Annotated in this window: 12 protein-coding genes; 10 read left to right on the top strand and 2 right to left on the bottom strand. The window is 63.5% G+C overall.

Annotation, left to right across the window (positions count from 1 at the left end; genetic code table 11):
* Positions 1 to 31 precede the first annotated feature (31 nt).
* From HU763_RS04650 to HU763_RS04610, 9 genes are all read left to right on the top strand, one after another.
* Positions 32 to 1,642, top strand: coding sequence for an ABC transporter substrate-binding protein (locus tag HU763_RS04650; protein ID WP_186686231.1), 1,611 nt, complete (start codon positions 32 to 34; stop codon positions 1,640 to 1,642).
* 91 nt (positions 1,643 to 1,733) lie between these two features.
* Positions 1,734 to 2,744 carry an ABC transporter permease subunit gene (locus HU763_RS04645; protein WP_170028381.1) on the top strand — a complete coding sequence of 337 codons (1,011 nt, stop codon included), beginning with the start codon at positions 1,734 to 1,736 and terminating at the stop codon, positions 2,742 to 2,744.
* 10 nt (positions 2,745 to 2,754) lie between these two features.
* Positions 2,755 to 3,681 (top strand): ABC transporter permease subunit, encoded by a 927-nt coding sequence (locus HU763_RS04640; protein ID WP_063911340.1) that lies wholly within the window; start codon positions 2,755 to 2,757, stop codon positions 3,679 to 3,681.
* A 10-nt stretch (positions 3,682 to 3,691) separates the two neighbouring features.
* Positions 3,692 to 4,660, top strand: a complete 969-nt coding sequence (locus HU763_RS04635; protein ID WP_170028379.1) for an ABC transporter ATP-binding protein — start codon at positions 3,692 to 3,694, stop codon at positions 4,658 to 4,660.
* Positions 4,660 to 5,628, top strand: coding sequence for a peptide ABC transporter ATP-binding protein (locus tag HU763_RS04630; RefSeq protein ID WP_170028378.1), 969 nt, complete (start codon positions 4,660 to 4,662; stop codon positions 5,626 to 5,628). The genes HU763_RS04635 and HU763_RS04630 overlap by 1 nt, the downstream gene beginning before the upstream one ends.
* Positions 5,629 to 6,056: 428 nt before the next feature.
* The gene (locus HU763_RS04625; RefSeq protein WP_186686232.1) at positions 6,057 to 6,866 is read left to right on the top strand and encodes an AraC family transcriptional regulator; all 810 of its coding nucleotides are present in this window, start codon (positions 6,057 to 6,059) and stop codon (positions 6,864 to 6,866) included.
* Positions 6,867 to 6,930: 64 nt separating this feature from the next.
* The gene (locus HU763_RS04620) at positions 6,931 to 8,337 is read left to right on the top strand and encodes an NAD(P)/FAD-dependent oxidoreductase (protein ID WP_186686235.1); all 1,407 of its coding nucleotides are present in this window, start codon (positions 6,931 to 6,933) and stop codon (positions 8,335 to 8,337) included.
* Between the two features lie 32 nt (positions 8,338 to 8,369).
* Complete coding sequence (locus tag HU763_RS04615; RefSeq protein WP_186686237.1) at positions 8,370 to 8,711, top strand: cupin domain-containing protein; 342 nt, start codon at positions 8,370 to 8,372, stop codon at positions 8,709 to 8,711.
* Positions 8,712 to 8,763: 52 nt separating this feature from the next.
* Positions 8,764 to 9,843, top strand: coding sequence for a polyamine ABC transporter substrate-binding protein (locus HU763_RS04610; RefSeq protein WP_186686239.1), 1,080 nt, complete (start codon positions 8,764 to 8,766; stop codon positions 9,841 to 9,843).
* 137 nt (positions 9,844 to 9,980) lie between these two features.
* On the opposite strand, the gene HU763_RS04605 is transcribed toward HU763_RS04610, so the two are convergent.
* Positions 9,981 to 11,564, bottom strand: coding sequence for a peptide chain release factor 3 (locus HU763_RS04605; RefSeq protein WP_170028373.1), 1,584 nt, complete (start codon positions 11,562 to 11,564; stop codon positions 9,981 to 9,983).
* Positions 11,565 to 11,671: 107 nt separating this feature from the next.
* Positions 11,672 to 12,250: a hypothetical protein gene (locus tag HU763_RS04600; RefSeq protein ID WP_186686241.1), complete on the bottom strand. Its 579-nt coding sequence runs from the start codon at positions 12,248 to 12,250 to the stop codon at positions 11,672 to 11,674.
* A 347-nt stretch (positions 12,251 to 12,597) separates the two neighbouring features.
* On the opposite strand from HU763_RS04600, the gene HU763_RS04595 reads away from it, so the two are divergent.
* Positions 12,598 to 13,311, top strand: a complete 714-nt coding sequence (locus HU763_RS04595) for an ABC transporter permease (protein WP_186686243.1) — start codon at positions 12,598 to 12,600, stop codon at positions 13,309 to 13,311.
* Positions 13,312 to 13,321: the final 10 nt, after the last annotated feature.

Genomic DNA, 13,321 nt, shown 5'->3' with positions numbered 1-13,321 from the left:
TGGAACCAATGCAAGCAGGGAGTTTCACCCCATGCAGAGAACGTTCACCAAATCGCGACCACTGCGCCTGGCCCTGGCCGCGCTGCTTCTGGGTGGCGCCACGCAATTGGCGGCCAAACCGCTGGTGGTGTGCACCGAAGCCAGCCCGGAAGGGTTCGACATCGTCCAGTACACCACTGCGGTCACCGCCGATGCCTCGGCCGAGACAGTGTTCAACCGCCTGGTCGACTTCAAGCCCGGTACTACCGAAATCCAGCCGGCCCTGGCCGAGCGCTGGGACATTTCCGACGACGGCCTGACCTACACCTTCCACCTGCGCCAGGGGGTGAAGTTCCACACCACCGACTACTTCAAGCCGACCCGCGACTTCAACGCCGATGACGTGCTGTGGAGCCTCAATCGCCAGCTCGACCCGAACCATCCCTGGCATGACAAGACCAGCGTCGGCTACCCGTACTTCGAGAGCATGGGGTTCAAGCAACTGCTCAAGTCGGTCAGCAAGGCTGACGAGCACACCGTGGTGATTACCCTCACCCGACCGGAAGCGCCGTTCCTGCGCGACATGGCCATGGGCTTTACCTCGATCTACTCCGCCGAGTACGGCGACCAGTTGCTCAAGGCTGGCAAGACCGCCGAGCTGAACAGCAAGCCGATCGGCACCGGCCCGTTCATCTTCCAGCGTTACAACAAGGACGCCCAGGTTCGCTTCAAGCCCAACCCGGACTATTTCCGTGGCAAGCCGCCGGCCGATGCGCTGGTGTTCGCCATCGCCACCGACAGCAACGTGCGCCTGCAGAAACTGCGCGCCAACGAGTGCCAGGTGGCGCTCTATCCCAAGCCCGATGATGTGCCGTCGATCAAGCAGGACCCGAAACTCAAGGTTGAGGAAATCGAGGCCCTGGTCACCGGTTACATCTCGATGAACACCGAACACAAATACCTGAGCGACGTGCGGGTACGCAAAGCCATCAACATGGCCTTCGACCGCCAGACCCACGTCGACCAGCTGTTCGGCAAGGGCAATGCGCTGGTGGGCGTGAACCCTTATCCGCCGACCATGATCGGCTACAACAACGAGAACAGGAACCCGCCCCGCGACCTGGCCAAGGCACGCCAACTGCTCAACGAAGCTGGCGTACCGCCGGGCACGACGTTCACCCTGTTCACCCGCAACGGTGGTGGCCCGACCAACCCCAACCCGCGGCTGTCCGCCGAGATGCTGCAGGGCGACCTCAAACAGATCGGCCTCAAGCTGGATATCCGCGTCATGGAGTGGGCCGAGATGCTGCGCCGGGCCAAGAAGGGCGAAGCCGACCTGGTGTCCGCCGGCTGGGCCGGCGACAACGGCGACCCGGACAACTTCCTCACGCCGATGCTCAGTTGTGATGCCGTCAAGAGCGGCGAGAACTATGCGCGCTGGTGCAACCCTAAGTTCCAGGAGCTGATCAGCCGCGCCCGCGAAGTGATCGACAACGACGAGCGTGCAAGGCTCTATAACGAGGCATTGAAAGTGTACGATGACGAACAACCCTGGATCAGCATGGCCCATCCGAAGATGTTCACCGCCATGCGTGACAACGTGGAGGGCTACGTGATCAACCCTCTGACCAACAACAACTTCGCCACTACCAAGGTGAAGTAGAACAACAACGACCGCCGGCCGCCCACACGGGGCCCGGCGGCCCCGCCGTAACGGGCTGATCGCCCCACGGCCTGATGAGGTAACCCCGACAATGTTGAGTTTTATTGCCCGGCGCCTTGGCCTGTTGATACCGACGTTCTTCGGCATCACCTTGCTGACCTTCGCGCTCATACGCCTGATCCCCGGCGACCCGGTGGAAGTGATGATGGGCGAGCGCAGGGTCGACCCCGAAATGCATGCCCAGGCCATGGAGCGTCTGGGGCTGAACAAGCCGCTGCCGGTCCAGTACCTGGACTACGTTGGCAAGCTGGCCCAGGGCGACCTGGGTGAATCGTTGCGCACCCGCGAGAGTGTCTGGCACGAGTTTCTCACCCTGTTCCCGGCTACCCTCGAACTGGCCTTCGCCGCCCTGCTGTTCGCCGGCATCGTCGGCCTGCTGGCCGGGGTGATCGCCGCGCTCAAGCGCGGTTCGCTGTTCGACCATGGGGTGATGGGGATTTCCCTGGCGGGCTACTCCATGCCGATCTTCTGGTGGGGCCTGATCCTGATCATGTTCTTCTCGGTAAGCCTGGGCTGGACCCCGGTATCCGGGCGCATCGACCTGCTCTATGACATCGAGCCGAAAACCGGCTTCATGCTCATCGACACCCTGCTCAGCGACGAGGAAGGCGCGTTCAAGGACGCGCTGATGCACCTGATCCTGCCCGCCATCGTGCTCGGCACCATCCCGTTGGCGGTGATTGCCCGCATGACCCGCTCGTCGATGCTCGAAGTGCTGCGCGAGGACTACATCCGTACCGCCCGCGCCAAAGGCCTGTCGCCAGCCCGCGTGGTGTTCGTGCACGGCCTGCGCAATGCCTTGATCCCGGTGCTGACCGTGTTCGGCCTGCAGGTCGGCACGCTGCTGGCCGGTGCGGTGCTGACCGAAACCATCTTTTCCTGGCCGGGCATCGGCAAATGGCTGATCGAAGCCATCGGTGCCCGTGACTACCCCGTGGTCCAGAACGGCATCCTGTTGATCGCCTGCCTGGTGATCCTGGTCAACTTCGTCGTGGACATCCTCTACGGCCTGGCCAACCCACGCATCCGTCATCAGCGCTGAGGCCTTCGCCATGACTAGCCCGATTCCGAAATCCGTCACACCGGCCAGCCCGGTGGACCAGAGCCTGCTCTACCCTTCGCCGTACAAAGAATTCTGGCAAGCCTTCGCGCGCAACAAAGGCGCGGTGATGGGCCTGGCCTTCATGTGCCTGGTGGTGTTCTGCGCGCTGTTCGCGCCGTGGGTCGCCCCGCACGACCCGAGCGAGCAGTACCGCGACTTCCTGCTGACCCCGCCGGTATGGCTGGAAGGCGGCAGCTGGCAGTTCATCCTCGGCACCGACGAGCTGGGCCGCGACCTGCTTTCGCGGCTGATCCAGGGCGCGCGGCTGTCGCTGCTGATCGGCCTGTCGTCGGTGGTGATGTCGCTGATCCCGGGCATCCTGCTGGGCCTGCTGGCAGGGTTCTTCCCGCAACTGCTCGGCCCGTCGATCATGCGCCTGATGGACGTGATGCTGGCCCTGCCCTCGCTGCTGCTGGCAGTGGCCATCGTTGCCATCCTCGGCCCTGGCCTGATCAACACGGTGATCGCCATCGCCATCGTTTCATTGCCCTCCTATGTGCGCCTGACCCGCGCCGCCGTGATGGGCGAGCTGAACCGCGACTATGTCACCGCCGCGCGCCTGGCCGGTGCCGGCCTGCCACGGCTGATGTTCGTCACCGTGCTGCCCAACTGCATGGCACCGCTGATCGTGCAGGCCACCCTGAGTTTCTCTTCGGCCATTCTCGACGCCGCCGCCCTGGGCTTCCTCGGCCTCGGTGTACAACCACCGACCCCCGAGTGGGGCACCATGCTGGCATCGGCCCGTGACTACATCGAGCGCGCCTGGTGGGTGGTGAGCCTGCCCGGCCTGACCATTCTGCTCAGTGTGCTGGCAATCAACCTGATGGGCGACGGCCTGCGCGATGCGCTGGACCCGAAACTCAAGAACGCCGCCTGAGGAGAACGCCATGTCACTGTTGCAGATCAACAACCTGAACGTGCGCTTCGGCGACGCCAATGCCGTACCGGTGGTCGATGGCCTGGACCTGACGGTGGAAGCCGGCGAGATCCTGGCCATCGTCGGTGAATCCGGCTCGGGCAAGTCGGTCACCATGATGGCTCTGATGGGCCTAGTCGACGCCCCCGGGCGCATCACCGCCGACGCACTGACCTTCGATGGCACCGACATGCTCAAGCTCAGCGGGCGCCAGCGGCGCAAGGTGGTGGGCAAGGACATCGCCATGGTCTTCCAGGACCCGATGACCGCGCTCAACCCCAGCTACACCGTGGGCTACCAGATCGAGGAAGTGCTGCGCCAGCACCTGGGCCTGAAGGGCAAGGCCGCGCGCCAGCGGGCCCTGGAGCTGTTGAAGAAAGTCGAGATCCCGGCGGCGGAAAGCCGCCTGGATGCCTACCCGCATCAATTGTCCGGCGGCATGAGCCAGCGTGTGGCGATCGCCATGGCCATCGCTGGCGAACCCAAGCTACTGATCGCCGACGAACCGACTACGGCGCTGGACGTGACCATCCAGGCACAGATCATGGAACTGCTGGTCAACCTGCAGAAGGAGCGCAACATGGCGCTCATCCTGATCACCCATGACCTCGCCGTGGTAGCCGAAACCGCCAGGCGGGTGTGCGTGATGTACGCCGGCCAGGCTGTGGAAGTCGGCCAGGTGCCAGAGCTGTTCGACGTGCCCGCCCACCCCTACAGCGAAGCGCTGCTGGCGGCGATCCCCGAGCACAGCATCGGTGCCGAACGCCTGGCTACCCTGCCCGGCATCGTCCCCGGTCGCTACGACCGCCCGGCGGGATGCTTGCTGTCGCCGCGCTGCCCCTACGTGCAGGACAACTGCCGGCACCAGCGCCCCCCCCTCGATCCCCAGGCCAACAGCCTGGCACGTTGCTTCTACCCGCTGAACCAGGAGGTGGCGTAATGGCCGTCGTTCTCTCCGCCCGGGAGCTTACCCGGCATTACGAAGTCTCCCGCGGGCTGTTCAAGGGCCATGCCCTGGTGCGTGCATTGAATGGCGTGTCGTTCGAGCTGGAGGCGGGCAAGACCCTGGCCGTGGTCGGCGAGTCCGGCTGTGGCAAGTCGACCCTGGCCCGCGCCCTGACCCTGATCGAAGAGCCGTCGTCCGGCTCGCTGCAGATCGCCGGCACCGAGGTGAAAGGCGCCAGCAAAACCGAACGCAAGCAACTGCGTCGCGACGTGCAAATGGTGTTCCAGAGCCCCTACGCCTCGCTCAACCCGCGGCAGAAGATTGGCGACCAGCTCGCCGAGCCACTGTTGATCAACACTTCGCTGAGCAAGGCCGAGCGGCGCGAAAAGGTGCAGAAGATGATGGAACAGGTCGGCCTGCGCCCCGAGCATTACCAGCGCTACCCGCACATGTTCTCGGGTGGCCAGCGCCAACGTATTGCCCTGGCCCGGGCGATGATGCTGCAACCCAAGGTGCTGGTCGCCGACGAACCGACCTCCGCGCTGGACGTGTCGATCCAGGCCCAGGTGCTGAACTTGTTCATGGACTTGCAGAAGGAGTTCAACACCGCCTATGTGTTCATCTCGCACAACCTGGCGGTGGTGCGACATGTGGCGGATCAGGTGCTGGTGATGTACCTGGGCCGACCGGCAGAAATGGGGCCGAAGGAGGACATCTACGAGAAGCCGCTGCATCCGTACACCCAGGCTCTGCTGTCGGCGACACCGGCGATCCATCCTGATCCGCTGAAGCCGAAGATCCGCATTGCCGGGGAGCTACCCAACCCGCTCAATCCACCGGACGGGTGCGCATTCCACAAACGCTGCCCGTATGCGACCGAGCGCTGTGCCAAGGAGGTGCCGGCGTTCAGGCAGGTGGGTACGCGGCAGGTGGCTTGTCATTATGCCGAGCAGTTTCTTTAGCCCTTGGATTGCCGGGGCTGCTTTGCAGCCCTTTCGCGACGCAAGGCCGCTCCTACAAGGGACCGCGATCTCCTGAACTGCGCCCCTAGGTTGGATTTTTTGTCCAACAAATGAGGCGCACCTCATCCTGTAGGAGCGGCCTTGTGTCGCGAAAGGGTCGCAAAGCGGCCCCCTGAATTCTCAATGCATGAACAACCAGATCAGGATAATCACCGGAATCGGCACCCCAATCATCCACAGCAGTATCGAGCGCATGGCCTTTCTCCTTGTTCGATGTTGAACAGTTCGGTGCACTTGCCATGCCATCCTTGTCAAAGAATCACACCCAACCGAATCAAAGGCTTACCCCCAAGCCGCTTGCCAGAACCATGCAATATGCCAGATCCCCACCCTTGCACCTGGGTGTTCTGCAATGCACTATCGGCCTCATGACCGCCACCACCCTCCCCGACGGCCCCGAGCAGACCCCGCTCACCGCCGACACCGTGCTGCGCTACCACCTGTGCTGGAAGCACCGTGACCTCGACGGCGTCATCGCGCTTTACCACCCCGACATCCACTACCACGATTTTTTCCAGAACCGCGTGCTCCGCTACCAGGAACTGCGCGACTACGTACGCGCCTGCCTGCCCCATGAAGCCGGCGAAGACATCGTCCACAGCGACCGCATCCGCGTCGACGGCAGCACGGCGTTCATCCAGTACCAGGTCACGGTGCAGGGCGGCGACGGCCTGGTGGCGTTCCAGTCCAGCGAGGCGATTACCGTCAAGGACGGCCTGATCTGGCAGGTCAACGAGTACGCCACCCTGGTGCGCCAGAACGGCAACGGCCTGGCCAGCAGCGGCCCGCGCCCGGCCACCAGCCGCCTGGGCCTGTCACCGCGGCAGCTGTCGACCATGGCCCAGGACCTGGAGCAGTACTTCCAGCGCCAGCGCCCCTACCTGGACCCGCAACTGGACTTGCAACAGGTGGCGGACGCGAGTGGCTATAGCCGCAACCAGATTTCCTACCTGCTCAACCAGGTGCTAGGGCAAAGCTTCTACCGCTACGTCAACCAGGCCCGCCTGCAACACCTGATGGCCAGCCTGGGCGACAACAGCGTCGAGGCGACGATCGACGAGCTGGCGTTCAACGCCGGCTTCAACTCGCTCTCGGCGTTCTACAAGTGCTTCCGCGAACACACCGGCCTGACCCCCAAGGCCTACCTGAAGCAAAATTCCCTGCGTGCACGCACGTAAGACAGGCGCCGACCGACACTACTAGCATCGCCCACAGACCTCGACGGATGTGGAGCAAAACCCGATGCAACCCCTGCGCACGCTCAGCCTGTGGATGGACCAGCTCGACGAGCCACTGTGCGCGCGCCCGGCCCTGCGCCAGGACCTCGAAGTCGATGTGTGCATCCTCGGCGCCGGCTACACCGGGCTGTGGACTGCCTACTACCTCAAGCGCCAGGCACCGCACCTGAACATCGCGGTGATCGAGGCCAACATCGCCGGCTTCGGCGCCTCGGGGCGCAATGGCGGCTGGTTGATGGGCAACCTGCTCGGGGAAGACCGCCTGCTGGCCAGCCTGTCGCCGCAGCAGCGCCGGGCCAGCATCGACCTGCTGCACGGCATCCCCGATGAAGTGCACCGCGTATTGCAACGCGAAGGCATCGATTGCGACTACCGCAAGGGCGGCGTGCTGTATTGCGCCGCGCGTTATCCGGAGCAGGAGCGCAGCCTGCGCGCTTACCTGGACGACCTGTACCGCCAGGGCATGACCGAAGACGACTACCGCTGGCTGCGCCCCGAGCAACTGGACACCCAGCTGCGGGTCAGCAACGCCTATGGCGCCATCTACAGCCCTCACACCGCCACCATTCAGCCGGCCAAGCTGGTGCGCGGCCTGGCTCGGGCGGTGGAAGCGCTGGGCGTGCAGCTTTATGAAAATACCCCGGCCATCGACTGGCAGCCCGGTGAGGTGCGTACCCCGCTGGCACGTATCCGCTGCCAGTGGACCGTACCTGCCGTGGAAGGCTATGCCGTCACCCTGCCGCCACTGGGCAAACACCAGTTACCGGTGCAAAGCCTGCTGGTGGCTACCGAACCGCTACCAGAGGCCACCTGGGCACAGATCGGCCTGAGCCAGGGCCAGGCCTTCAGCGAGAACAGCCGCCAGGTCACCTACGGCCAACGCACGGCCGACAACCGCCTGGTGTTCGGTGCGCGTGGCGGCTACCGCTTCGGCGGCCGCCTGCGAGAAAATTTCACCCTTGGCGAACACGAAGTAGAACTGCGCCGCTACCTGTTCAGCGAGCTGTTCCCGCAGCTGAAGCATGTGCGCATCACCCACACCTGGGGCGGCAACCTGGGCATGGCCCGGCGTTTTCGTCCGCACATGCTCTGTGACCGCCAGCGTGGCATCGCCCTGGCCGGTGGCTACGGTGGCGAAGGCGTCGGCGCCAGCAACCTCGGCGGGCGCACCCTGGCGGCGCTGATCCTCAACCAGCACAACGAACTGACCGGGCAACCCTGGGTGCTCGACAACCGCCCGCTGTCGAGCCTGGCCAGTTGGCCCGCCGAGCCCTGCCGCTGGCTGGGCTACAACGCGATCATCCAGAGTTTCGTCCACGAGGACCGTACCCTCGCCAACCCCGCCAGCGCGCCCTGGCGGCGGCGTCTGGCCGGCGCGCTGGCGGACTTCATGGAAGGCTTCATGCACTGATTTCCCATCACCCGACACAGGATCAACCGGTCATGAGCATCACCCAGTTCAAGAACACCGACATCGCCGTGCTCGACAGTTCCAGCCCGGTCGCGGTCCCCCTCGGCGACCCCGTGGCAGTGACCTCGGTCACCTGTGTGGCTCGCAACGACGGCGTCGAGACCGGCATCTGGGAGTGCTCCCCCGGGCGCTGGCGTCGGCAGATCGTGCAGCAGGAGTTCTGCCATTTCATCAAGGGCCGCTGCACCTTCACCCCCGACGACGGCGAGCCGCTGCATATAGAAGCCGGAGACGCACTGATGCTACCGGCCAACAGCACCGGCACCTGGGACATCCAGGAGACGGTGCGCAAGACCTACGTCCTTATCTTCTGATCCGCTGATCGCCTGCCTTCGATAACAACAGACAAAGCAAGGTAAATCCGACATGCGCACGCACCTTCTCGCCCCCCTGATGCTGGCTGCCAGCGTGGCCAGCGCCGCCGAAACGGTGAAGATCTACAACTGGTCCAGCTATGTTGCCCCCGACACGCTGAAGAACTTCCAGCAGGCCAGTGGCATCGTACCCACCTACGACGTGTACGACAGCAACGAAACCCTCGATGGCAAGTTGATGACCGGCAACTCCGGCTACGACGTGGTGTTCCCTTCCAACCACTTCATGGCCCGGCAGATCCAGGGCAAGGCCCTCAAGCGCCTGGACAAGGCGCAACTGCCCGGCTGGCACAACCTCAACCCGGTGCTGCTGAAGGCACTGGAAGTCAACGACCCGGGCAACCAGTACGGCTTCCCCTACCTGTGGGGCAGTACCGGCATCGGCTACAACATCGACAAGGTCAAGGCCGTGCTTGGCGACAATGCGCCGGTGGGTTCCTGGGACCTGATCTTCAAGCCCGAATACATGAGCAAGCTGAAAAGCTGCGGCGTCGCGGTGCTGGACAACGGCCCCGAACTGCTGCCGATCGCCCTGCACTACCTCGGCCTGCCGCACCACAGCCAGGACCCGGCGGATTACGACAAGGCCAAGGCGCTGCTGATGCAGGTGCGCCCGTACATCAGCTACTTCCACTCCTCGAAGTACACCGGTGACCTGGCCAATGGCGACATCTGCGTGGTGGTGGGCTTCTCGGGGGATGTACTGCAGGCGAAGAACCGTGCCGAAGAAGCGAACAACGGGGTGAAAGTGGGCTACTCGATCCCCAGGGAAGGTGCGCCGATGTGGTTCGACATGGTCGCCATGCCAGCCGATGCACCGGACGAGAAGGCTGCGTATGCCTACATGAACTACCTGCTGCAGCCAGAGGTGATGGCCAACATCAGCAATCACGTGCAGTACGCCAACGGCAACCGCGAGGCGGACGCACTGGTGAACCCGGCGCTGAAGAGCAACACGATGATCTACCCGAGCGACGACGTGATGGGCAAGTTGTATGCGCTGCAAGCGATGCCGGCCAAGATCGACCGTATCCGGACGCGGATCTGGACCAGTATCAAGGCAGGGAATTGATTTCGACCGTAACACGGTCCCTGTGGGAGCGGGTTCACCCGCGAATGCGATGTTTAGTTTACCGACGCATTCGCGGGTAAACCCGCTCCCACGAGGGGCAGGAGCAGGCCCTGGAAATCAGGAGCAAGCTTGCGAAATCAGTGGTGCTCTCGGGTAGCGCGGAACTTGATGTCCGGCCAGCGCTCTTCCATCAGCGACAGGTTGACCCGGGTCGGCGCCAGGTAGGTCAGGTGCCCGCCACCGTCGATGGCCAGGTTTTCCATGGCCTTGTTCTGGAATTCCTCGAGCTTCTTCTTGTCGTCGCAGGTGATCCAGCGAGCCGACCACACAGTGATCGGCTCGTAGGCGCACTCGACCTTGTACTCTTCCTTCAACCGGCTGGCGACCACGTCGAACTGCAGCACACCGACCGCACCGAGAATGATGTCGTTGCTGCGCTCGGGGAAGAACACCTGGGTCGCCCCCTCTTCGGCCAGCTGCTGCAGGCCCTGGCGCAGCTGCTTGGATTTCAGCGGGTCCTTCAGGCGCACACGGCGGAACAGTTCCGGGGCGAAGTGCGGAATACCGGTGAAGCCCAGCGCCTCGCCTTCGGTGAAGGTGTCGCCGATCTGGATGGTGCCGTGGTTGTGCAGGCCGATGATGTCGCCGGCGTAGGCCTCTTCCAGCTGCTCACGCTCGGAGGAGAAGAAGGTCAGCGCATCGCCGATGCGCAGGTCCTTGTTGATACGCACGTGGCGCATCTTCATGCCCTTCTCGTACTTGCCGGAGCAGATGCGCATGAAGGCGATGCGGTCGCGGTGTTTCGGGTCCATGTTCGCCTGGATCTTGAACACGAAGCCGCTGAACTTCTCTTCCACAGGCTCCACGGTGCGCTCGTGGGCGACCCGGCTCAGCGGGCGCGGCGCCCAGTCGACCACCGCATCGAGCACATGGTCGACACCGAAGTTGCCCAGCGCGGTACCGAAGAACACCGGGGTCAGCTGGCCGTTGATGAACTCGTCCTGGTTGAACTCGTGGCAGGCCCCCTGCACCAGCTCCAGCTGCTCGACGAACGCGTCGTACTGGTCGCCGAGGTGGGCGCGGGCTTCGTCCGAGTCCAGCTTCTGGATGATCTTGGCCTCGGTACGCTCGTGGCCGTGGCCCGGGGTGTAGACCACGATATAGTCGCCGGTCAGGTGGTACACGCCCTTGAAGTCGCGGTAGCAACCGATCGGCCAGGTGATCGGCGCGGCCTTGATCTTCAGTACGGCTTCGATCTCGTCGAGCAGTTCGATCGGGTCACGGATGTCACGGTCGAGCTTGTTGATGAAGCTGACGATCGGCGTGTCGCGCAGGCGGCACACGTCCATCAGGGCGATGGTACGCGGCTCTACACCCTTACCACCGTCGAGCACCATCAACGCCGAGTCCACCGCGGTCAGGGTGCGGTAGGTGTCTTCCGAGAAGTCTTCGTGGCCGGGGGTGTCGAGCAGGTTGATCATGTGCTCGCGGTACGGGAACTGCATCACCGAGGTGGTGATGGAGATGCCACGCTGCTTCTCCATCTCCATCCAGTCGGAAGTGGCGTGGCGGTCGGACTTGCGCGACTTCACGGTACCGGCGACGGCAATGGCCTTGCCCATCAGCAGCAGCTTCTCGGTGATGGTGGTCTTACCGGCGTCGGGGTGGGAAATGATTGCGAAAGTGCGGCGCTTCGCGACTTCGGCGGCCTGGTTGGTCATGGGAAATCGCCTGACTGGGGATCAAAAAGGGCCAAGATTATACCCGAAACCGCAGGCAGACCAAAGCACCGGCATGCCCCCCATCGAAGCCGCATGCCGGTTGCGGATCAATGGTCGTCCAGCAATTCTTCGCCGATGTCGGTGATCTGTACTTCCAGGTCGAGCGGTTCGCCCGTGCCGGCACAGCCGTAGGCAAACCAATGATCAAGCACGTCCATCCGGCCCATCGCGCACAACTGGATGTTGGTGGTGCGGGTCCAGATGCGCACGGCCAGCTTGTCACCCGCGTGCAGGTCCTGATCCATGCTGACAAACTGCCCTTGATCGTTGCGTGTCATCACCTTCCATAACCTGTCGTCGCTGACCTTTGTGTCATACAGGCAAGCGTAGCCATTGCCGTCACGATCCAGGTAGCGCTTTCTGGAATTGAAATCACGACCGGTGCGCCGGCTCCAGGACTGAATGTCGTAGTAGCGACGCCCCCGGGTCTCGTCCACCATGCAACGGAACCAGAAACGATGAGGCTCTCTGCCCAGCAGCGAGGAAACCACTAGAAAATCATCGGCTATGCGCGCTGCCTGGCCCTCCCGTTCGGAGAGCTTGGCGCAATCCAGGTAGCCCTCGAACTCCGGTGTGGTGCATGCGACGTGTGCAACGAAAGATCGATCATAGTTATGAACAAGCATCAGATTGGCTCCTTGAAATAAATGCCCACGGGTATCCCACAGGCCTCGTATCCAAACCCAATGGACGAGCGATTGGCACAAGGAAAGAGCGCACGTCGGGGCAACCCGGGCTGGCCACATGCCGCTTTCCATGGGAACCTTTATCCCTTCGGAGACGTCCACTCCCCCGTAACCCGCTTCGGTTGGGGACTGGTTTCATCAGCATTTTCGGACCCGACGGGGTTCGGCTCATGGCCTGATCGCTGCCTTCGGCATGCGTCACGCTGCTACTCGCGAACACACCACCCGCCGCCAGGACTGGCCGGCTATCAAGAAGTGTGCTCGCCGACTACACAAGGAGTCCGCCTGTGGCTGAACGCTACGGAAAAGGGCTGTTGGGATGGGCCGCCGTGCTCGTCATCCTGGCCCTGCTGGTCCACTGGATCGGCATCGACACGATCGCCCGTTATCGCGACGATCTCGGGTTCTACCTGCAAGCGCACCTGGTACTGGTGCTGGCTTCGATGGCGGCGGCGCTGGCCGTGGGCATCCCCGCCGGCATTGCCTTGAGTCGACCGCAACGGGTCGACAAGGCCGAGCGCTTCATGCAGTTGTTCAATGTTGGCAACACCATCCCTCCCCTGGCCGTTCTGGCCATCGCCCTGAGTATCCTGGGCATCGGCGCCGGGCCTGCAATCTTCGCCCTGTTCCTCGCCTCGCTCCTGCCCATCGTACGCAACACCTACGAGGGCCTGAAAAACGTCCCCGCCTCGCTCAAGGAAGCCGCCACCGGCATCGGCATGACCCCGCGCCAGCAACTGTGGCAGGTGGAACTGCCCAATGCCGTACCGATCATCGTCGGCGGTGTGCGCGTGGCCCTGGCGTTGAACGTGGGCACCGCACCGCTGGCCTTTTTGATCGGCGCCAACAGCCTGGGCAGCCTGATCTTCCCCGGCATCGCCCTGAACAACCAGCCGCAGCTGCTGCTGGGTGCCGCCTGCACCGCGCTGCTGGCACTGGCGCTGGACGCTGCGGTGAGCTTCGCCAGCAAACGCTGGCTGGAACGCGGCCTGGCCGGATAACGAGAGGGAA

The organism is Pseudomonas anuradhapurensis (assembly GCF_014269225.2).
Classification (GTDB): Bacteria; Pseudomonadota; Gammaproteobacteria; order Pseudomonadales; family Pseudomonadaceae; genus Aquipseudomonas; species Aquipseudomonas anuradhapurensis.
The sequence above is the reverse complement of the archived record's forward strand: the minus strand, read 5'-3'. Positions and strand labels throughout refer to the sequence as shown.